The sequence below is a fragment of the Methylosinus sp. sav-2 genome (assembly GCF_004366495.1).
Classification (GTDB): domain Bacteria; phylum Pseudomonadota; class Alphaproteobacteria; order Rhizobiales; family Beijerinckiaceae; genus Methylosinus.
Genome location: NZ_SOEJ01000020.1, coordinates 1 through 19,685, shown reverse-complemented (window position 1 = coordinate 19,685; position 19,685 = coordinate 1). Strand labels below are relative to the sequence as shown.

General features: G+C 60.3%; 25 protein-coding genes and 1 pseudogene. 17 read left to right on the top strand and 9 right to left on the bottom strand.

The window, feature by feature from the left end; translation table 11 throughout:
• The first annotated feature begins 22 nt into the window (after positions 1 to 22).
• From EDE12_RS19795 to EDE12_RS19785, 3 genes are all read left to right on the top strand, one after another.
• Complete coding sequence (locus EDE12_RS19795) at positions 23 to 364, top strand: hypothetical protein (protein ID WP_024881870.1); 342 nt, start codon at positions 23 to 25, stop codon at positions 362 to 364.
• A 447-nt stretch (positions 365 to 811) separates the two neighbouring features.
• Positions 812 to 1,405, top strand: coding sequence for a hypothetical protein (locus tag EDE12_RS19790; RefSeq protein ID WP_134188249.1), 594 nt, complete (start codon positions 812 to 814; stop codon positions 1,403 to 1,405).
• Positions 1,406 to 1,508: 103 nt separating this feature from the next.
• Positions 1,509 to 2,165: a hypothetical protein gene (locus EDE12_RS19785; RefSeq protein ID WP_024881873.1), complete on the top strand. Its 657-nt coding sequence runs from the start codon at positions 1,509 to 1,511 to the stop codon at positions 2,163 to 2,165.
• Between the two features lie 39 nt (positions 2,166 to 2,204).
• Here the strand turns inward: EDE12_RS19785 and EDE12_RS19780 are convergent, their stop codons facing one another.
• On the bottom strand, positions 2,205 to 2,987 hold the full coding sequence (locus EDE12_RS19780; RefSeq protein ID WP_134188248.1) for a hypothetical protein: 783 nt from the start codon (positions 2,985 to 2,987) through the stop codon (positions 2,205 to 2,207).
• A gap of 40 nt (positions 2,988 to 3,027) precedes the next feature.
• Here EDE12_RS19780 and EDE12_RS19775 point away from each other — a divergent pair, with 40 nt between their 5' ends.
• The 3 genes from EDE12_RS19775 to EDE12_RS19770 are packed head-to-tail and all read left to right on the top strand — an operon-like array spanning position 3,028 to position 4,589.
• Complete coding sequence (locus tag EDE12_RS19775) at positions 3,028 to 3,369, top strand: hypothetical protein (RefSeq protein ID WP_024881875.1); 342 nt, start codon at positions 3,028 to 3,030, stop codon at positions 3,367 to 3,369.
• A gap of 36 nt (positions 3,370 to 3,405) precedes the next feature.
• A complete protein-coding gene (locus tag EDE12_RS21980) occupies positions 3,406 to 3,852 on the top strand; it encodes a hypothetical protein (RefSeq protein ID WP_157198917.1) in 447 nt (148 codons plus the stop codon).
• Positions 3,849 to 4,589 carry an ankyrin repeat domain-containing protein gene (locus tag EDE12_RS19770; protein WP_166671899.1) on the top strand — a complete coding sequence of 247 codons (741 nt, stop codon included), beginning with the start codon at positions 3,849 to 3,851 and terminating at the stop codon, positions 4,587 to 4,589. The genes EDE12_RS21980 and EDE12_RS19770 overlap by 4 nt, the downstream gene beginning before the upstream one ends.
• Positions 4,590 to 4,616: 27 nt before the next feature.
• Here EDE12_RS19770 and EDE12_RS19765 read toward each other — a convergent pair whose 3' ends face one another.
• Together EDE12_RS19765 and EDE12_RS19760 are read right to left on the bottom strand one after the other, a co-directional pair.
• A complete protein-coding gene (locus EDE12_RS19765; RefSeq protein WP_026597698.1) occupies positions 4,617 to 5,393 on the bottom strand; it encodes a LytTR family DNA-binding domain-containing protein in 777 nt (258 codons plus the stop codon).
• Entirely contained in the window at positions 5,390 to 6,496 is a 1,107-nt protein-coding gene (locus EDE12_RS19760; RefSeq protein ID WP_036289949.1) for a histidine kinase, read from the bottom strand. The genes EDE12_RS19765 and EDE12_RS19760 overlap by 4 nt, the downstream gene beginning before the upstream one ends.
• Positions 6,497 to 6,728: 232 nt before the next feature.
• Between EDE12_RS19760 and EDE12_RS19755 the strand changes: the two genes are divergently transcribed.
• From EDE12_RS19755 to EDE12_RS19725, 7 genes are all read left to right on the top strand, one after another.
• Positions 6,729 to 7,181: a LuxR C-terminal-related transcriptional regulator gene (locus EDE12_RS19755; protein ID WP_083967284.1), complete on the top strand. Its 453-nt coding sequence runs from the start codon at positions 6,729 to 6,731 to the stop codon at positions 7,179 to 7,181.
• 182 nt (positions 7,182 to 7,363) lie between these two features.
• Positions 7,364 to 7,804: a hypothetical protein gene (locus EDE12_RS19750; protein ID WP_024881881.1), complete on the top strand. Its 441-nt coding sequence runs from the start codon at positions 7,364 to 7,366 to the stop codon at positions 7,802 to 7,804.
• A complete protein-coding gene (locus EDE12_RS19745) occupies positions 7,797 to 8,159 on the top strand; it encodes a hypothetical protein (protein ID WP_198029854.1) in 363 nt (120 codons plus the stop codon). The genes EDE12_RS19750 and EDE12_RS19745 overlap by 8 nt, the downstream gene beginning before the upstream one ends.
• 97 nt (positions 8,160 to 8,256) lie before the next feature.
• Positions 8,257 to 8,925 carry a hypothetical protein gene (locus tag EDE12_RS19740; protein ID WP_134188247.1) on the top strand — a complete coding sequence of 223 codons (669 nt, stop codon included), beginning with the start codon at positions 8,257 to 8,259 and terminating at the stop codon, positions 8,923 to 8,925.
• Positions 8,926 to 9,190: 265 nt separating this feature from the next.
• Complete coding sequence (locus tag EDE12_RS19735; RefSeq protein WP_245511945.1) at positions 9,191 to 9,793, top strand: hypothetical protein; 603 nt, start codon at positions 9,191 to 9,193, stop codon at positions 9,791 to 9,793.
• 6 nt (positions 9,794 to 9,799) lie between these two features.
• On the top strand, positions 9,800 to 10,453 hold the full coding sequence (locus EDE12_RS19730) for a hypothetical protein (RefSeq protein WP_134188246.1): 654 nt from the start codon (positions 9,800 to 9,802) through the stop codon (positions 10,451 to 10,453).
• 19 nt (positions 10,454 to 10,472) lie between these two features.
• Positions 10,473 to 11,024: a hypothetical protein gene (locus EDE12_RS19725; RefSeq protein ID WP_024881886.1), complete on the top strand. Its 552-nt coding sequence runs from the start codon at positions 10,473 to 10,475 to the stop codon at positions 11,022 to 11,024.
• Positions 11,025 to 11,188: 164 nt separating this feature from the next.
• On the opposite strand, the gene EDE12_RS19720 is transcribed toward EDE12_RS19725, so the two are convergent.
• On the bottom strand, positions 11,189 to 11,635 hold the full coding sequence (locus tag EDE12_RS19720) for a hypothetical protein (protein ID WP_024881887.1): 447 nt from the start codon (positions 11,633 to 11,635) through the stop codon (positions 11,189 to 11,191).
• A gap of 124 nt (positions 11,636 to 11,759) precedes the next feature.
• On the bottom strand, positions 11,760 to 12,611 hold the full coding sequence (locus tag EDE12_RS19715) for a hypothetical protein (RefSeq protein ID WP_166671898.1): 852 nt from the start codon (positions 12,609 to 12,611) through the stop codon (positions 11,760 to 11,762).
• Positions 12,612 to 12,705: 94 nt separating this feature from the next.
• On the opposite strand from EDE12_RS19715, the gene EDE12_RS19710 reads away from it, so the two are divergent.
• A complete protein-coding gene (locus tag EDE12_RS19710; protein WP_084768252.1) occupies positions 12,706 to 13,299 on the top strand; it encodes a hypothetical protein in 594 nt (197 codons plus the stop codon).
• A gap of 306 nt (positions 13,300 to 13,605) precedes the next feature.
• Here EDE12_RS19710 and EDE12_RS19705 read toward each other — a convergent pair.
• Positions 13,606 to 14,109 (bottom strand): annotated as a pseudogene (locus tag EDE12_RS19705) (transposase); the annotation flags it as partial.
• A 426-nt stretch (positions 14,110 to 14,535) separates the two neighbouring features.
• Between EDE12_RS19705 and EDE12_RS21975 the strand changes: the two are divergent.
• Positions 14,536 to 14,682 (top strand): hypothetical protein, encoded by a 147-nt coding sequence (locus tag EDE12_RS21975; RefSeq protein ID WP_157096268.1) that lies wholly within the window; start codon positions 14,536 to 14,538, stop codon positions 14,680 to 14,682.
• On the top strand, positions 14,679 to 14,987 hold the full coding sequence (locus tag EDE12_RS19700; protein WP_245267474.1) for a helix-turn-helix transcriptional regulator: 309 nt from the start codon (positions 14,679 to 14,681) through the stop codon (positions 14,985 to 14,987). The genes EDE12_RS21975 and EDE12_RS19700 overlap by 4 nt, the downstream gene beginning before the upstream one ends.
• 949 nt (positions 14,988 to 15,936) lie before the next feature.
• On the opposite strand, the gene EDE12_RS19695 is transcribed toward EDE12_RS19700, so the two are convergent.
• Together EDE12_RS19695 and EDE12_RS19690 are read right to left on the bottom strand one after the other, a co-directional pair.
• The gene (locus EDE12_RS19695; protein WP_051592295.1) at positions 15,937 to 17,247 is read right to left on the bottom strand and encodes an MFS transporter; all 1,311 of its coding nucleotides are present in this window, start codon (positions 17,245 to 17,247) and stop codon (positions 15,937 to 15,939) included.
• 13 nt (positions 17,248 to 17,260) lie between these two features.
• Positions 17,261 to 18,010, bottom strand: coding sequence for a class I SAM-dependent methyltransferase (locus tag EDE12_RS19690; RefSeq protein WP_026597642.1), 750 nt, complete (start codon positions 18,008 to 18,010; stop codon positions 17,261 to 17,263).
• A 241-nt stretch (positions 18,011 to 18,251) separates the two neighbouring features.
• On the opposite strand from EDE12_RS19690, the gene EDE12_RS19685 reads away from it, so the two are divergent.
• Positions 18,252 to 18,965 (top strand): FCD domain-containing protein, encoded by a 714-nt coding sequence (locus tag EDE12_RS19685; protein WP_026597643.1) that lies wholly within the window; start codon positions 18,252 to 18,254, stop codon positions 18,963 to 18,965.
• 231 nt (positions 18,966 to 19,196) lie between these two features.
• Here EDE12_RS19685 and EDE12_RS19680 read toward each other — a convergent pair whose 3' ends face one another.
• Positions 19,197 to 19,535: a hypothetical protein gene (locus EDE12_RS19680; RefSeq protein WP_026597644.1), complete on the bottom strand. Its 339-nt coding sequence runs from the start codon at positions 19,533 to 19,535 to the stop codon at positions 19,197 to 19,199.
• Positions 19,536 to 19,685 lie beyond the last annotated feature (150 nt).

Sequence of the window (19,685 nt, the reverse complement as noted above, 5' to 3'; positions counted from 1 at the left end):
TCGATCAAGGGCGCAACAGGAAGTGAGGAAGACCCCGGGCTGGGTCAAGCTCGCCGTAGACGTGGCGTCTCCAGCGGTCGCGCACGAAGAACTGGACGCACTGCAGACGACCGGCGCCGCGCTTCTCGCTTTGCCGCCGTTCACCGGCAGGCCGGTGACGGTTCTCAGCGCGAGCAAGCCGATGAGCGAAGCCTCCGAGCTCGCTCGTGACAGCAACGCCAAGCGCGTCGACATTCTGCGCCTCAATCCTGGAGCCCGTCAGGTGTGGGTCGACAGCGACCACGCCATTCCGCTCGAGAAGCCGGAGGCGATCGTCAGTGCCGTCCGCGAGATCCTGTCGACCCTGCGCCGCCCCGAGCGCTGAAGGCGAGCGCCGCTACGACGTTCGGCAAGCACTCGGCGTGCTCATGCGTGGTAGCTGGCTCATGGCGTCAGATTGCGCGCCTCGCCCGATTCCCGGAAATGACGCCGTTCGTAAGCACTGGTACATCTTGTCCCTTGGTGAGCGTCGTCATCTCGCCTAGCTTGGCGCGGCAGTTCGGTCGCCTTCATAGCGGATGCGGTCGGTAGTTTTGGCGATCTTCGACAACGACGGGCCGTCAAAGGCGCCTCATGGCGCGATGCAGGGAGACCAGCAACGGAAATGGCAAGGCAATTACGATTTGCGCACGGCCTCCTATTTTCGCTATTCGCGTTTGCGCTTCATGGCGCCGACCGCGCGTCGGCCGAAGGCGCCTGCCCACCAGGATTTATCCCGGGCGGCGCTATGGTCCCCGGACAAGAAAACGCCGGTTGGACGGGTTGCCTCCACATGTACGACGTCGACGATGGCGGCGGTGGGCCGAGCAAGGGCGGAGATTCCGGTCCTCCTCCTTTCAATGCCGATGAGTTCCGCGCGCTTCTCGAATGGGAAAAACAAGTTGCGCGGGAAAACGAGGAGCGCCTCTTGAAGAGCAATCCTGTTTTGCGCGAATTGAAGCAAGGCGTATGGAAATTCTCACGCTCGCAGCCGAACGATCCCCGCCGGATATGCACTGCATCATTCCTCCAGTCGAATGGCGGCGTGTTGATCATGGATTGGGTGGGCGACGCCAAAGGCACGCTTCTCGCTTTTTTCGGCGGGGCGATCCCACCGACTGCTGACATCCGCACCGAGATGGTTACTCTCACCCAGTCCGGGCAAATCCAGAGAGTTCGCGCATCTCATGCGAGCTTGCCCTGGTCGGCAAAGATCGGAATGATCATATTCGCCGTCCCCTCCACACAGGCGCTGCTCAGCTCGATCGAGGACGCGCAGGATTATTCGGTGGAGCTGCAGGGGCAGGAAGTCATCCACGGGAAGTGGCACAGTGGTTCGACGGCGCGAAAGTGGTTGAGCGCCTGTGTCGGCAAGCGTGGCAAATAACTCGCGATCGGACTGTCGAGCGACTGAGCCATGATTAGAGCGAGAATGAGCATGCGCATTCTCGCCCGCCTCGTCGCAGCAATGTTGGAAAACCGGGGGCGAGATGGTCGAAACTCGCAAGACGTACAAAATCTCCACCCGGTTCGCCACGCGTCTTTGCGTCTTGGCCCTTTTCGCGCAAACCTCGGCCTGCAGCGCGGAATTGCCGCCGGACGTTCCAACGGTACTAGACGCGCGCAAATTCGTCATTTCACAGACCGACGCCGGATGCGACGATACCGAAAACACATACGTCATCAAGGATGACCGAATGATCGTGGTCTCGCAGAGCGGCAAATTCGCCACGATCATCTATGATCTCTATTGCGAGACTTACGCCGTTCGGACGCGCGTGTTCCTTCTGTGGCGGACTCTCCACGGCTACCGGCTGATGCACTTCGCAAAGCCTGTATATGAGCTTCATTGGGCCGACGACGTCGGATCCGAATTGGCGGAGAGGCCCACGGCGATAGGATACGAGGTCGTGACCAGACTTCCGAATGGGAAAATCGATCCGAACAGCCTGGAGATTACGAGCAATGAGCGTTGGGGCGCCCGTCAGGACTCTGGGGAGCAGGGATCATGGCGTTTCCTCCACAATACCGACCGCTATGCGCTGTCTTCGTTCGCGGTTGATCTTTACGGCGGACGCAGTCTCATGCCGACCGAGGGCGATCAACTGAAAGGCGAGCGCTTCATGCTTTTTCCGTCTGGAAAATAACGTCGCCGGGAGCATCGTCGCTTCTCGGAAGTGAATTTCTTACAACCGATGGACGCCATGGCTCTTACCTGCCGCAAATATCGTTTCGTAATTTCCTTCGTTCTCGCGATGGCTCTCGATGCGTCGGTCGAGGCGCTCGCTGCGAGCAGCCCGCTCGAAACGCTGCTCTTCGCCTTCGCGCAGGGCAAGCGGGACAGAGAAATCGCCGCGCTTGCGAACATCGAATGGAAGGGCTTCGCCTATCCCGAGGACTCCGAGAAAGACCTCAGCGTGACTTACCATTTGCGGGGGCAGTTGCGCCTGAGGGGATTTGGCGACGTCGATCTGCCGGTCGGGATCGGCGCGAGCGCGACGAGCAAAAGAGGCAATGAAGGCGACGCCTCGATCGACGTCATTTTCCACAGCGCCAAAGGGGCTCGCGGAATAGAGCTTCAGAAGTTTTATCCGAGCGGCAATTATCAGGAAATTCTCCAAAAGCAGCTGAGCGCCGGGACCGTGACTCTGCTTTCCGACAATTGCAAGACGGACGGATATGGCGATCAGCCCGATGACGAACACACTGCCTTTTTCCGGATCAATCTTCTCGCCGAGCCCAGGCCGATTTTTGTCCGCGCCGGTCGCAATGAGGATGGCGGCAAAAGCAGCCCAGGAGAGACTTTCTTTTCCTTCTCTCTGTTCACGCCCGGGAGCGATATGACGAAGAGATCCTGCGTCACCCGCATCGAGCCGCTTCGATGAGTTCGTCGCGGTTCGGAGCACGAACGCAAAGGAGGATGATATGCGAACAGCTTTGTTGGCGTCCTTGTTGATCTTGTTTCTCACGAGCGTAACGGGGCGCGCCCTTGCGGTCGATTGCCCAAACGTGGACGTCGACAAGGTCAAGCGCGCTATCGGCTATCTGTCGGATTTCTACGGCGACGTGCCGTCCTGCCTCGATTGTCAAAGGCAAAGCAAGCCGATCGAGCGGCTGATCTGCCAAAACAGCGGATTGAGGCTCATGGAAATTCTGGACACCAAGGCCGCCGTCTACGCCTATGAGAACGCCACCAAGACGCAGACGACTCATTCGAAGCCGGACTGCTCCTTCGTTCGCAAGCAGCTTTCCAATAATTGCGTCGACGCGGTTTGCGCTTGCGCGAATTTGAAAGAGCACACGAACGACTCGCGAGGCGGAGAGTCCCCCTATTACGGCGAGACGCGTTGAAAGTCGGAGCGATCGCATGTCGATGGAACAACGTTTATGGCATTGATGGGTTTCCGATCGCTGGCAAAAGCTCTCGGTCTTGCGATTTCTCTTGCGTCGTGGCCGGCAGATGCGAGCGGCAGGCTGCCAGTCCCGCCATCTTCGCAGATGTTCGCCTCGCATCGCGCATGCGTCTCAGAGATCGAGCGCCAATATGCCGATGACCAGCGACGCATCGCCGAGAAGACAGTCGAGGCCGATGGCTCCAGCCGGGAGACCTCGCTGGAAACATCGGGCATAGAGAGGACGGGGACCAACGACGTACGTTATCAGGCGACCATATGGTATCATCATGGGCGCGTTCGGACTGATCTCGGAAAGATCGAAACGAGCCACAGCTTCGAGACCCGCCTTCAGGAATGCAAAGGCGCGATGCTCCACATGAGTGGAGAGACAGGCTACACATTGAGCACGTTCGAGCCCTGGAAGAAGTCTGCGCCATGACGCAGACGACTCTATCGCGGCGGAAACTCCTTATCGGTGCTCTGGGCTCATGTCCGTTCGCTTATCCGGCGGTGAGCGGCGCGGCGCCCAGCGCCGCGGAGATATTTTCCGATCCGAAGATTGTCGCATTGCTCCACGCGGCCTTTCAGCGGGATAGCAAACGCGCCGCCGAGCTCGTGGCTGCTGGCGCGGATGTGCGCGCGAGAGGCGACAAGAACGTCACGCTGTTGCAATGGGCAATGCTCAACAAGAGCCACTTCGCCTTTCAAGTGCTGCTGAATATCGGCGCCGATCCTGCGCAGCCTGGAATCGACGGCGATACGGCTATCCATTTCGCCGCCATGGCGAATGACTTGGAATATCTGCGTCTTCTCCTCGCGCGCCATGTCGACGTTGACGCCCGCAATGGTCAGACCGGCAGGACGCCTTTGATGGCGGCCTTGATGGGGGAACGGGAGCAGCAGTTCGAAATGTTGCTCGCAGCCGGGGCGCGTATGAACCATGCCGACAACATGGGCAATACCATTCTGCATGTTGCGGCGCAACTCAACGATTCTGAGCGCGTTCTGAGATTGTTGCAGCAAGGAGCCCCGGCGACGGCGCGCAACCGGCAGGGCAAGACTTTCCAGACCTACCTCCTCATGACGCCGGAACGTCTGCTCAACCCAGAGGCATTGCAAGCGCGGCGGAAGATCATAGACTGGATGGCGCAGAACGACGTTCCCGTCGAACGCTGAACGGGTTTGCGCACCGGGAGGCTTCGGCTACGTGCGTATCAGCTTTGCGCGGATCGCCGGCGCATAGGTTCGCCCCACGCGCACTTCCGAGCCGTCGCTAAGAACCGCGATCAGTGCCGCGAAAGGCGCCTGCTTGATGCGTGTGATAGCGCTGCGGCGCACGATCGCTCCACGATGGATCCGCAGGAACTCTTCGCCGTCGAGACGCCGTTCGAGCGAGGACAGGCTCTCCTGAAAGAGATAGTCCGCGCCAGAAACGTGGATGCGCACATAGTCGCGCTCCGCCTGGAAGCGGATTACATTGTCCAGCGTGACGCGCAAATATTCGCCTCGCGCCTTCACCCAGAAGTCGGTCGACTTTTTCGGCTGTTCGGTCAGAGTGCGTTTCAGGGAGGCGATCATTTCCTGCAATTCGGCGACTCGGTCGGCCTGAAGGCGTGCGCCGGCGGCGATCCGCGCGCGCTCCAAGGCGCGAGCGAAGCGTCCCGGCTCGATCGGCTTGGTGACGTAATCGACGGCGTTGGCCTCGAAGGCGCGCAGGGCGTGATGGTCGAATGCGGTGACGAAAACGACGACCGGCGGCTCCGGTCCGAGGCTCTCCAAAACGTCGAAGCCGCTGCCGCCCGGCATTTGAATGTCGAGCAGAAGAATGTCGGGCTGCGTTTGCTCAGCCGCGCGACGAGCCTCCCGGGCGTCGGCGGCTTGCTCGATCCGGCCGACCCACTCCATCTTCGCCAGCAGACGCAAGAGCCTGCGGCGCGCGAGCGGCTCATCGTCGACGACGAGAATCGTGAGCTCGCTCATGCGAGCCGCCACGGGAGATCGATGGATGCCCGGTAGCGGCCGGGCGCGACCGGGCCGGATGAAAACGAGCCGTCGCCTTGAAAGCGGGCGTGCACGCGTTCCGCGACGTTGCGCAATCCGACTCCCATGCCGGCGGGCTTCTTGCCGTCATCATCCATCGGCATGTCGTTCTCGACCGTGAGGTGAAGCCTGTCTGCTTCCCGGCGCGCGCGCAGCGCGATCTCGACCTTGCCGACAGTGGCGCCGACGCCGTGCTTGATCGCGTTCTCGATCAGCGGCTGCAGGATCAGGCTGGGCACAAGCGCGCTGCGCACGTCCTCGGGCATGTCGATGCTGAACGCCATCCGGTCGGAAAAGCGCTCGCGCTCTATTTCCAAATATTCTTCTTGAAGAGCCAGCTCATCCGCCAAAGACACGTCATGCATGGGATCGAGCGACAAGGTCGTGCGCAGGAATGTGGAGAGCGACAGGACCATTCGCTCGGCGCGGGTGGCGGATCCCTCCTCGATCAGGCCAGCGATCGAGTTCAGCGTGTTGAAGAGAAAATGCGGATTTACCTGGTACCGCAACGCGCGCATTTGCGCGGATAGCGCTTCCTCACGGGCAGCGGCTAGCCGACGTCCGCGGTCATGGAGCTCGAAACTGAAGATGAGGCTAACGAACAGACAGGACCAGCCAAAAAACAACGCCGCACCTAAGGCTGTGTCGTTGATGAAACTATTCCAGTCGTGGGTAGCCAGTTGTGGCAAAGGGTAGACGGCTTGAGCGGCGTAGCCCAATGCAGCCCAAACCGGCGCCGCTGCTAGGGAGATCAAGAAGGAGGAAATGACGAAAATCGGCAGGGAGCTTTCCGATGGCCCGCGACGGCTCGCCCATCTATCTAAGCAAAACAAAATATACGAAATTCCAGCTGTAATAAGCCATCCAGATCCATATCGAAGAATTTTTTCTGCGATATATGCGACGCGCTGGGAATAGTCTACAGATTCTGTTGTTTTAAGAATCCAAAGAAGAGCTGATGAAAGGAACGCGCCTCCCCAATAGATCAGGCCGAAGCGAATGGTGGCCTGACGGATTGCGCATGCGTTAGACGATCTCTTCATCACCCTTCATTCCCTCTTCGACCTACAGGGCCTTTCCATTCATCGACTCGTGTCGGCGTTCATAGGACGCCGGCAAAGCGGTCTTCGGCATACCGTTCGTCCCCCGACAATAGCCGTTCGCAGATTCTTGCCGCCGCTCGTCGCCGCGCTCGCGCTCGTCGCCGGAAGGCGAGTGAGCCCGCGCTCCAGCGATGCTACGAAGCTGCGAAAGGGACCACGGGGAAGTTTCAACATGGATAGATACGACATTTCGGACATAGCGCCAAACCTTCGGGGCAGCAGGCATTCAGGAGGCCCCGCGATTATCGAGCACAGTGCGACAGCGAGCATCGTTTTGTTCGCGGTGCGGACGAAAGACGCGGACGATTTTCTCGCTCGGGTGCGTCACATGCTGCCGGAGGGCAGCGTGCTGTATGCGCGGCGCGAAGTGACCCGCGCGCAAGACTCGCGCCTCACACACGGGCTGTCCACGCTGACCGAGCGACAACACGACATTCTGCGGCTCTTGATGCATGACCTGTCGAACAAGGAGATCGGCCGGCGATTGAAGCTGTCGCATTTCACGGTACGCAATCATGTCTCGCAACTGTTGAGACAGTTGAACGTCCCGTCGCGCAAGGCTGTCGTCGCTTTGCTGAATGACGCCCTCGCCGCCGATGCGCATGTCCTGCCCCTATCCGATTGACGGCGCCGGACGAGCGTGTTCCTCGCCCCGAGGCGTCATAGGACATTATTTGTCGCGTCTCTCGCAGGAGCAATGCGCGCATCGTACCGGTGCGTCGGCGTAATTGATTTCGCGAGGATCGGATGGCTCCATGCCTTATCCGACGATTTGGGATTTCAAAAACTATGCGAAATTGTTGCGCCTTGCTCATCCTGCTCCTCACCTTCGGCTCGGGGTCTGCGCAGGATTCAAAAAAAGCGCTCCAAGAGTGGATCGACGATCCGAGTCATGGAAGCTTCCAGGGGATGATCCCCCTGAGCGGCAAGAAGCACGGAGACTATCATCGCGGCTATCGCTGCCCGAGCTACGAAGCGGCGACTTTCGTCGTTTCTATCGTCGAGAAGGCCCATCTGCACGAGAAAAAGCCGAAAGTGTTGCGCGCCACGCTTTTGCGCTCGCTCGCCGGACAAGCCTGCGAACCCGCGGCCGCCGGACAATACCGGCCGCTCCAACTCGGCAACGTCTCGCAAATCGATAACGGGCCGGAGGCGGGCGAGGAATGGACCGCCCTACGTGTCCAGGCGCCGGATGGAGCGGAGATTGGACTCGTTTACGACGCGAGCATCTACGGGATCGATGACTGAAGCGCATGTGGAAATGGTGACCGCGATGATCGACTTCCCCGGCGGGAGCCGGCATAGGCTGGCTTGGCGCTATGGACTGGCGCTCGTCGCGATCACTTTCTTCGCCTTCTTGCCGCTGCTCTCTCTCTTCGCCGCGAGCCTCGTCGCGAGCGCCAACAGCTGCACGCTTGATGAAGGCAATCCGCACCCCTGCCTCATCCTCGGTTCGGACGCGGGACAGACCCTCTACAATATGGCGGTCGGCGGCTGGCTGATGATCTTCACCCTGCCCATCGGCGCCGGATTGTTCGTCTTGTGGCTGCTGGTCCTCGTGGTTCACTCATGGCGGCGACGTAAGCGGCCATCGTTCGACTGAACCGGCTGACACGGCGATGAATTTCCCCGCCACGTCGCCATTCTCATTTGCTCATCGGGCGAACGCTATCCGCTCACTCATTCTTCGAGGTCGCGAAATGTCCAGAAAGACGCCTTCCCTGCCAGCCGGCGCCGGTTTTCGCCTAGTCACCGTCCTCGCGCTCGCATCGCTTCCCGCATTGGCCGCGTCGCCAGGTCCGTTCAGAGCCATCGATCGCGACTCTCCGTCGAATTATTGGATCGAGGACCGTAGCTGGGGCGGCGGCGCTCGCTTTGTGTTGAATCTGAAACAGAGCCTAGCAGCGGACGCGGCGCACCGAGATTTTCTCGCCGGAACCGAATTCGAAACAAAAGTCCGGGCGCCGTCCCTGAAGTTTCTCGCGGGAGGCGACCCTGAATTTACGTTTGGTTGCGTCGACCGGGATCCGGCGAAAAGCTACTGGCGCTTTCGCGTCGGAATCACGCCGCCCGGATCTGGCATCACGAGCAAGGACGAGATCGCGTATGAGAAGGGCATAAAATATTACTTCGGCGCGCCGGGAATGCTCGTTCTCCTGGGCGAGGCGGACAAGGAGATAAAGCGCATTGCGCTTGCGCCGAGCGACGACGCGCTCGAAACCGCCGCTCTGACGCAAGACGATGTCCAAGCCATCCTGAACGCGTCCGTGATCCGCGCCAAGACGCCGCGGATTTTTTTCGAATCTGGAACCTCGGCGCTGAAAGCGATGATCGACGGTAATCCGAAGCTTCCCTGCGCCGCGCGGTGAGCTCGTGTGTCGATCGGCGTCCCCCCTCTCTCTGGAAAGTCAGGGGCGTAAAATGTCAAAAGCAAAGCGCACGGCGTCGCCAGAGCGTGTGTCGTCACGAACACAGGGCTCGGAGTCTCGCATCGCTCTCGGTAGAGGCCGCCCCTCGGCGGCCGACACGGCGATGAGTCCACCCGCCACGCCGCCGTTCTCTTTTGCTCATCGGGCGAACACTATCCGCTCGCTCATTCATCGAGGTCACAAAATGCCCAGAAAGACGCCTTCCATGCCAATCGGCGCCAACTCCCTTCTCGCCACCATGGTCGCTCTTCAAATGCTCGTGGCGCTTCCCGCGATGGCCGCCTCTCCGGCGCCGCTCAGAGCCGTCGATCGCAATCCTCGGGCGAATTGGATCGAGGCCTTTGACTGGGGCGGCGGCGCTCGCTTTGTGTTCGATCTGAAACAAAGCCAGGAAGCGGGCGCGCCTTCCCTGAATTTTCTCGCCGGAGGAGCGCCGGAATTTTCTTTTGGTTGCGCCGACCAGGATCCGACAAAGAGCTACTGGCGCTTCCGCGTGGGAGCCACACCGCCCGGATCGGGCATCACGAGCAAGGACGAGATCGCCCACGAGAAAGGCATGAAATATTACTTCGGCGCGCCGGGGATGCTCGTTCCCCTGGACGAGGTGGACAAGGAGATAAGGCGCACTCCGCTTACGCCGAGGAACGGCTCGCTCGAAACCGCTGCTCTGACGCAAGACGATGTCCAAGCTATCCTGAACGCATCGGCGATCCGCGCCGAAACGCCGCGGATTTTTTTCGAATCCGCAACGTCGGCGCTGAAAGCGACGATCGACGGCAATTCGAAGCTTCCCTGCGCGACGCGGTGAGCTCGCGTGTCGATCGGCATCCGCTCCTTCTCTCTCAAAGGTCAGGGTCAGAAAATGTCAGAAGCAGAGCGCGCCGCGCGCCGCGTCGCCCAAGCGCTCGTCGTCACCATCGCAGTTCCGTGGATTCTCGCGTCGCTGCCCGTCGAAGCCGCTCCTCGGGAGAAACTCGAAGTCATCGACTCGAGCACTCGGTCGGAATGGATTATGGATGAGCGCGCCTGGGGTGGCGGCGTCCGTTTCTATTTTCCCAATGCGAAACATAAATCCGGCCCGACTGACCTGACGCCCAATTTTGCGCTCGGCTGCGACAGCATCGACCCCGGAAAGAGCGTTTGGCGATTCCTCGTAGAGCTCGCGCCGTTAGGCTCCGACGCTTCGGGCGAGGAGGAAACCGCCAATATGAAGAACAAGGCGTATTACTTCGGCGCGCCGGGCACGGCCATCCTTTTTGACGAAATAGACAAGGAGTTTAAGCGCGTTCCCATTCGAGCGACAGCCTGGGGCACATTGGAAACCGGGCGTCTGACGCGCGAACAGGTCAAGAGCTTCACGGAAGCGTCGCAGATCCGCGTCGAGACGCCAAGGGTCGTCTTCGATACGCGCGCTCTTGGGGCCAGTGGTCTCCACCTGATGCCCAAGCTTCCCTGCGCCGCGCCGTGAGCACGGAAGGAGTATCTCGATGTCGGATAGGCTGAAGCAATTTCTCGTCGTCGTCCTCATGACGGCCTCACCCGCTTACGCCGCATCGTCCAGCGTGACTGTGGACGAAAGCGGCGTAGTGGTCGCCGGCGCCTGGGGCGCGCGCAAAGCCTATGCGCCTCTGGATGCGGCCGGTATCTTGCCTGGCTTCCTCGGCGCCTGGGCCATGCGTCCGGAAATCTGTGGCGAGGCGCAGCGCTCATCCTCGTTCCCGGACCGGACCCCCAACGGATTCGTCTGGATCGCCGCCGATCGCATCTCCACCAAATCCGGCCCGCTCGTCGTCGCCAGCGCTTATGTCCGAACGCCAGAGACTTTGACGCCGCGAGACGTAGAAGCCGCTCTGGCCGAGAAGCGCAAAATCGTCATTTCGTCCGAGAGGGAGCGGAACGCCGCCGAGATGCTCGTCGAACTGCGCCCGCTTCGGCAAAGCGAAAGCCATATCTACCAGCTCAGCCTCTCGGACGAGAGGAAAACGCTCGTGATCGAGGAAGCCGGCCGTGAGCGCGTCACATTGAAACTTTGCAAATGAACCGTCTCATGCCCAAGACGACGGGAGAACTTCGGAGGGTCGCGCCTCGCTTCTCGGAGCGGGACAATATCCGCCACTGCGCCCATACGCGCCGGCTGACGGAAGCGGCTGGCTGAATCGGATAGAGGCCGGCAGCAGCGTGCAAGCGCCTGCGCCGGCGTTTCTCATTGCCGGCCCGCCCAGCGAAACGCCAGCACCGCGGCCGTTTCCTTCGGAGGCGCATCTTCCTCGCCGCTCAAGGCGTAACTTATGGGGACCTCGATATCGAATGGCGGCTCGGGCGCCGCCTCGGGAGAAAGAGCGATGGGAATTCGGTAGGTCTGCCGTCCGTCGGCGTCGAGCTTGACGTCCCAACCCTTCGAAGCGCTCGTGGCGCCGCCTCCCGGGACACAGCGCTTCGCCACGAACCTGCGGGCCCTGGCGTCGGACAGATACGCGGATCGCTCGCAGGTCCATGGATCGATGCGGATCAGCGCCGTCTCCACCTGCGAGATCGCGCCGGAAGCGAACTCGATCTCGAGCCATTCGACTCCCTTGCCGGGGACCTCATGGACATCGACCAGTCGCGCCGTGAAATGCGGCATCCGAACGGTATCGCGCCCGGCCGCCATTGCGCCCCCGGCCGCAAGGCTGAAGACGCCGACGACAAAGCGGCATAGAAAAAGTTTTCGTGTCGATATCATCCCGTGTCTCCCAAGAGACTTTTCCACTTGTGGCGCTGCTTCATACGCTGCTTTATCGACAGCGGACCAATCGCGAGACCGCCGACGGATAGGGCCGCACCGTCCGCCATTCGAGAACGGCGCTATCGGACGAAAGGGTGAGCTCTTCCGTAGAATCCCACTTTCCGCCGCCGCCCGAATTTCGAGTGTTGATAATAATCGTGCGGCGCGAGCTCCCCATAGGGAGAACCCCGAGAGCGATCATTTCCCCTTCCGACTGATGCAGACCTTTGGAATCGATTGCGAGCACGGCGGTCGTTTCTCCCCCGGTGCAATTATGGGCCGAATAGGCCCATTTTCCGTGATATTGCAGGGGAATCTCGTGCAACGGGCGCAGCGTTTCCGCAGCATCAATTCCCTCGGGCGGGGCCTCGCCCGAGACTCCGACAGAGAATTCCAACCGTCCGTTGCTCTTGTGGCGGTAGACGTCCAGCAGCAGTGACGGATTGCCGTCGACGATGGCCGCGCTCGTTTCCTTGTCGATCGTCAACATGGCGCCGGCGATCTCGACGCAGTGCGTCGTCCCCGCAAAATAAGCGTCGACGCTGTCGCCCTTCCGGCGCAGACCTCTTACATGGACATTGAAGCGGTCCTGCTGGAGAATGGCGACCGCGTCGGACAAGGCCTCCCCCTTGTTGCTGACCTGATCCTCCGGCGCGATTTCCGTACAATATTCGGTGAGATAGTCGCGAGCTGCTTTATCGCAGCCGCCTGGTCCTGCAAAGCCGAGCGCAGACGGCCAAAGGCAATATGAACAGGCTAGAAAGCCGACCGTGGCGTTTTGCCGCCATCGTCTTCGAGACATCGCCAGTCCTCGCGTCGAGCCATTCGATCCGTGGCTATTCCCGGCGCCGCACGCGGTCAACATACATGAAGTACCGGTTCGCTTTTACGCTCAACTTCGACCCGCACCGACGATAGGTTCGACTGGCAAGCAGGATCTGACATGAGTGCGAACAATGTGCACCTTCTCTTCGACTTCGTTCATCAGCCGACTTTTGGTCGCTCTGACGCTGCCTCAAATTCTGTCAGCCGTGCCGGCATGGGGCGGCGCCGAAAATCCAATTGCTGAACTCGAACAGCATGAACTCGAACAGGCTGCGCTCGCGTGCCAGTCTCGGAGTTATAAAGAGTTGTTCACCACGATGATCCGGTCGGCAGCCGTGCGAAAAAAATACGCCGCGCCTCAGATCGATTATGAGGAACGCGGCAAAAAGAACGAGACGAGGAAGAGCGCGATTCCGAAAGAGAGCTACGACAAATTTCCGATCCAGATGTTCGATTTCTTTTGGAAAACGACCGTCCCGGCGAAGCCCGGCGACAAAGAAGAATATGTGATGATGGAGTTCAATCAGGGCCAGAGCAATCAGATTTCCGTCGAGTGGACGCGCGTGCATTACCGGGGACCGTACGTGGGCGAGGAGAATTTGGGGACAGCGTACGACCTCGACGGCAAGCCTTATCGTCCGGGAAGGCGAGTCGATGGCAAATTGCTTCTCTACCCGACCAAAGATTGCTGGGAGCTCGTCGCGGATATTCGTTATCTCAGATAGTGCCGAGACGGCGAGCGAGCTGCTGCACGTTTAGAGGCAAAAGGCCGGCACATGACGGTCGGCGCGGTCGGAAGCCAGCCAGACTGGTTCAATGGAAATGCCTCATCGATTGAGCCTCCCTTTCGCCATAGGGCAAGGTCGGCGCTTTGCAGCGCTGTTCGCGTCTTGAAGACATTCGGCGGCGAGATCGTCGTCTAAGCGGGAAGGCTGCGACGCCGTGAGCTTTCGCGTTCTGTTAGGAGAGATCATCGTGTCGCTTGGATTCAATCAGCTCAATAGCTCTTTGACTGAACGTAAGCGCTGTTTTCAGGCCACGTCTTTCGGCGCAGTGGGCGCGGCGTAGGCCCACGGCATGAGTTCATCGAGTTTGCTCGCGAGATGGCCGTCGACGATCTTCGTGAGTACGTCAGGCATGTATGCCTGTGGATCGACGCCATTGAGCTTACATGTCTCGATGAGCGAGGCGACAATCGCCCAGTTCTCGGCCCCGCCGTCCGAGCCGGCGAAGAGAGCGTTTTTGCGATTGAGAGCGATCGGCCGGATCGCGCGCTCGACGACATTGGAGTCGAGCTCGATGCACCCATCGTCGATGAAACGCGTCAGGCCGTCCCAGCGCGACAACGCATAGCGGATCGCCTCGGCGAGCTTGGTCTTCTGGCTGATCAGCGCCAGCTTTTCTCGCAGCCAGAGCTCGAGCGCGTCGAGGATGGGACGAGATTTTTCCTGTCGCGCATCACGACGCTGGTCGGAGCTTCGCCCGCGGATTTCGCTTTCGACCGCGTAGAGCGCGCCGATACGTTCGAGCGCCTCGCGGCCACCAGAGACCTGTGCGAAGGCATCAGTGTCGCGGATCGAGGACCTCTAGAGACGCATCGGACGAGACGCGATATCGCCGAGGCCCATATGCTCATGTTTGCCGGGAGGACGGACGAGGCGCGGCAGCTCTATTTGAAATGCCGCGGCGAATTGCGCAATGAGGATATCGGATATCTCGTCTTCGTGGCGCCGACGTGGGAGCAGATAATTCGCGAGGAATTCAGTGAATTCTGCGAGGTCGGGCTCCATCATCCTTTGATGGATGAAATCGCCGCCATTTTCCTCGATACAGAGTGGCGACTTAGTACAGGGGCGCCGGCGAAGCTCTGGTTGAGGGCGCAAACGAAGACGAACTCGTGACGCCGGGCGATGCTGCGCAATTGATGCTCGTCGGGAAGAGGCAAGCGTGGCGGCGCGCGAGTGGTCTATTATTTTCTCGACGACGCGATCCCGCTCTACGCGCTGCTGGTCAATCCGAAGAACGAAAAGACGGATCTGTCCGCCGAGGATAAGCGGGCCGCCACGCCGCTCGTCGAGGCGATCAAGGCCGCGAGGAAAAGGAAATGAGCGCGTTCGGAAAAGAGCTGATCCAGTCGCTCGGCGAAGCGCTGGCGCATGTGAAGGGCGATGGTCCGGCTGTTGTTCACGTTCCTGTGGATCCGCGCGAGATTCGCAAGCATGCCGGGCTGACGCAGGCGGAGATGGCTCCCCTCATGGGGATGAGCCTGTCGGGCTATCCGGAAATGGGAACAGGGCCAGCGCGCGGTCAGCGGCCCGGCCGCAATGCTGTTACGCGTGATCGCGACGGAGCCGGAAGCGGTGAAAAGGGCGCTCGTGGCGTGACGTTCGAACAAACGTCTCGCGTTCGTTAATGGCGAGGATGCGCCATAACCGGACGTTCGCCGGAGGGTACTGGTGTGCGTCGGCTACGATAGCGAGCGGGGCGAATACGATGAATGATGAAGCTCAGCTGAAACTCTCACTTGCAAAATCTTCACCACGCAAATTTCGCTGGAACTCCTCGGCAGGCGATAGCAGACGCATAATTAGCCGTGGATTCGGTTCTCTCCGCTCTACTGCTTCACGATGGTGTCGATCCGCCCACTAGGTGCGATCTACGGCGATTGTTGTCTTCCCCATCGAACTAAAAGAGCTCGCGAAACAAACCACACCGCTTCCACAAGAAGGACTGAGATACCAAACAAGGCAAGATTAAATAGAGCCCCTCCTCGCGTAGCCGTGCACCATTGCTCCCAAAGGCATCGGAATACACATGGTATAGAGTCCATCGCAATAGACCCAGAAAATGCAATCGCGATCAGAACTGGTACGGCGAACACGATCCTACGGCTTTGAGACGCGCGAGGAGAGCCCATTCCTAACTCAACAATGATAGAATAAAGACGTGCGGGAACTAGCCACACGCCAGCCATGCCAACTATTCCGAGCGCATGGACGGTAACTTTAATTAGCTCTGCTTCCATGTAGAGAGACCCCGGCTAAGGATAGAAACGCGCATTTTCTATATCGTACCCGCACCGTTGCGCGAGCATCGCAACCGAAATTTCGTATCCTCAATCTAAGTTCGACCGCCAAAAACCTGCCACTTATCGATCGAAAGAAGCCCCGCCACTTGTAGATAAAAGGCACAAAATTTCAATGCGCTGCCTCATCCAAAAGATTTGCGCGAAAGTCGAACGTGCTTTCGTTCCCGAAGACATTCGCCTTCTTGAAAGTCCGCTCCGGGTCAAACTTTCACGTTCGTTTACCGTAAGGATGCGGAGGAGCGGACGTTCGAGCCGAGGCGCCTCCGCTATAAGCCTATTGCCTCACCTTTCGCCTCTTAAGCAAGCCGATGGCTGCGCCCAAAAGGCAGAGCGCCGTCATGTAATAGAAGGGCGCCGTGGGAAGGGCGCGCTCTCCGACCAAAAGGGCCATCAAAGGCGGCGTCGTTCCGCCGACGACGGCATAGGCCGTGTTGTAGGACAAAGCGAATCCCGTGAATCGCAGTTCGGGCGGGAAGCTGCGGATGATCAGATAGGGGGTGAGCGTGATCGTCCCGATCACGAAGCCGCCGATCGCATAGAGATGCAGACTCCATGCGCCGCCGTCGCGGAGGGAGATGCCGAGCGCGGCGACAACCGCCGCCATCGCAGCGCCGCCGATCGCATAGGCTTTCCCGCCGCCGATGATATCCGTCACGCGGCCCACGAAGACGCTGCCGAGGATCAGTAGCGTTATGGACCAGCAGTTGGCGGTGAAGACATCCGCCGCCCGATAGTCGAATTGCGACTGAAGATAGGTGGGCAAATAGAGAAAATAGGTCACGAAGACGCCGGCGAATACCCAGGTCGCGGCCATGGAGACGAGAACCTCGCTCTTGCAGCGCGTGAAGACGAGCGAGATCGGCAGTCGGGCGTCAGCGACACGCCGCTTGCGGAGCGCCTCGAAGACTGGCGTCTCCCGCAAATGCTTCCTCAGATAGACCGAGATCAGGCCGAAGACGCCGCCGAGGATGAAAGGAATGCGCCAGCCCCAGGCGACGAGATCATCGGCGGCGAGGCTCGCCGTCAGTATTTTGGCGGTGAGCGCGCCCATCAATATTCCGCAGCAGAGCCCGCCCATCAGCAGCCCGCAGGCGAAGCCCACCCGGGATTTGTGGACATGCTCGGCGCAGAAGATCCATGCGCCGGGCACTTCTCCGCCCACCGACAGCCCTTGCAGCAGCCGGCAGAACAGGAAGAGGAGCGGAGCGGCGAAGCCGATCGTCTGGTAATCGGGCGTCAGGCCGACCAGCAGCGTGGGAAAGGCCATCAGGAAGAGGCCGAGCGCGAACATTCTCTTGCGGCCGACGCGGTCGCCGAAATGCGCGAAGACGACGCCGCCGATCGGGCGCACGAGATAGCCGGCGGCGAAAATGCCGAAGACCTGGAGCTGCGAGAGCCATTGCGGGCTGTCGTGCGGGAAGAAGACCGCGGCGAGGGTCTTGGCGAAGAAAACGCCGACGATGAAATCATAATATTCGAGCGCGCCGCCGAAAGACGCGAGCGCCAGCGTCTTCGCCTGTTCACGAGAGAGACCGCGCAACGCTTCGATTTCGCCGGACGCCAGAGGACGGGTTTGGACTGTCATGGGTCTGTTCCGATCAATCGATGTCACGCGCCGCGCTCGAAGGCTTCGTCGCCGTCACCAGCATATCGACGCCCTCGCGATAATTGGATCGCACATCGGCGAAGCCGAGAGCGCGCATCGTCGACAGAGTCGCCGAAGAATACATGAGACGATCGGCGGACTCGTCGCTGAAGAGATGCACGATCCAATCCTCGAGGAGATCATAGCGCTTCGCCTCGCCGAAGACCTTGAACCAGTTGCGGACGTCCGCCTGGGTAGATGCGAGCTGAAGATCGTGATCATCCAGCGCGAAACGATCGCCATTGACGAACAGGCCGCCCGGCTCGAGAACCCGTAGGATCTCCGCGAAGAGCTCGCGTCTGTAGCGATGATCGAAATTATGGATGGCGTAATTGGAGGCGACGAGGTCGACGCTCGCGTCGGGCAGCGCTCTCAGATAGACGAGCGCATCGCTGTCGATGAATTCGACGCGGCCGGCGCGGGCATAGGCGGCGAGATTTTCGCGCGCCTGATTCAACATCGCCGGCGAGGCGTCGACCGCCAGAAGGCTCAGATCATCACGCTGCGAGAGCAACGACCGCGTGCTGGTTCCCGTGCCGCAGCCGATTTCCAGTCCCCGCAAGGCGGCGCCGGGCCGCCAGGCTGCGACAGTCGCGCCGAGATTCGTCGTCACCGTCACGATGTTGGGGCAGATCATCGGAAGGAAATCATATTCCTCGCCGATAGGGCCGGTAAAAAGATTGTCGTCGCCCGCCGAAGCCATGATCGTCGTCCCTTTTGCCCGTCTGCTTTTGCCGCAGGCTCCTCCCGATGTTTTTTCTGCTCCGATCGCGGTGAGCCGGGATGCTCGTTCGCGAGCCGTCTCGATATCGGCTCCCAGGGGAGGCGTCGACATTCATTTCATCGGTTGATAGGATCATCCTATGTTTGTCTGCCGCCGTCAAGCTCGCGACCGCCCCGTCATCGCCTGGGGAGGACCGGCGTCTTCTGATATGAGGTCGAATATGTCATCCCCGACCACGATTCCGCAGGCGCCTCGGCGTTCGCTCGTCGAGTCCACGATCGATCTGATCCGCGCTCAGGTCGAAAGCGGCGCTTGGAAAGTCGGCTCGAAGATCCCCAACGAACAGGAGCTCGCCGACATGCTCAATGTGGGCCGGAACACGGTGCGCGAGGCGATCCGCGTTCTCTCCCACGCGCAGGTTCTCGAAGTTCGCCAGGGCGACGGCACTTATGTGCGAACGAATGTGGATGCGGCCGAGACCATGCGCCGGATCGGCCGCTCCAGCCTGCGAGAGCATTATGAGCTGCGGGCGATGCTAGAAGCCGAGGCGGCTCGACTCGCCGCGATGCACCGCTCGGAGGCCGACGTCGCATTCTTGAGAGAGCTGCTGAGCCGGCGTGGCGAACGCAGGGATCATGCGGCGCGCGAGGATTTCGTCGACGCAGACATTGCGTTCCATGGAGCCATCGCGCGCATGTCTGGCAATGCGGCGCTCGCCGAGCTTTATCGCTATTTCGCGGGCTCCGTGCGCGTCTATATGTCGGAGGCGCTGGACGAAGGCGACCTCCCCAATCCAGGACTGGACCTCCATGCCATCATCATCGATGCGATCGAGCGTCGCGACGGCGACGCGGCGGCCGCAGCGGCGCGCGCGGTGGCGACTCCCGTGATCGTTGCGCTTTCGACGGGCGGGGCGGAGCTCTCGAAAAGGTGAACGCTCAACTTATCGCTTCCCAAATTGCTTCACGATCCGATCAACCATCGACTGGTCGTCCTCGAAGGTGAGGTGCGGGCCCTTATCGTAGCCGGCCCAGACGGCAAATCGGATGCGATCCTTGACCCCTTTTCAGGAATCTGGTGGTTTCAAAATGAAACGCTTATGTGCTTGATCCCACGCCGATTAAGGTAGCTTCGAGGCAATCAAGCTCGACACCCGCCCAAAGGACTACTTTGCCGAAATCGCTTTCCAGTCGAGCTCGAAGCGGGCCAAATATTTTCGCAATCGATCAGCGTCATTGACGCTCGAACGCTGCGCGCGTGAGGCCGAAAAGAGCGCGCGGCCGGCGGCGCTGAGAGAAGAATGCGCACGGCAGACCTGCGCCACGGCGGCGAGCTGGACACGATCGAAAAGATCGATCTCGGCGAGCGCCTCCTCGCTGAAGAATTCGCGCAGCAAGGTCTCCGGCCCTTCCGCGCCTCCGCGGGACCATGATTTCTCGAGGCGCGCGATCTCCTCGACGACGATCTCCTCTGTGATGCGCCGCGCCGGCGCCAAGGTCGCCATGCGCGTCACCGAGGCGCTGAGGTCACGAAAATTCGCTCGCCAGATCGCGCGGTCGGTATCCCTCCGGCGGCGGCCGCCTGGCGTTGATTGCGGTTTTTGAGATAGCTGCCTGACAGGTGGCGCGATGATCGTGTCCGCTTCTATTACAAG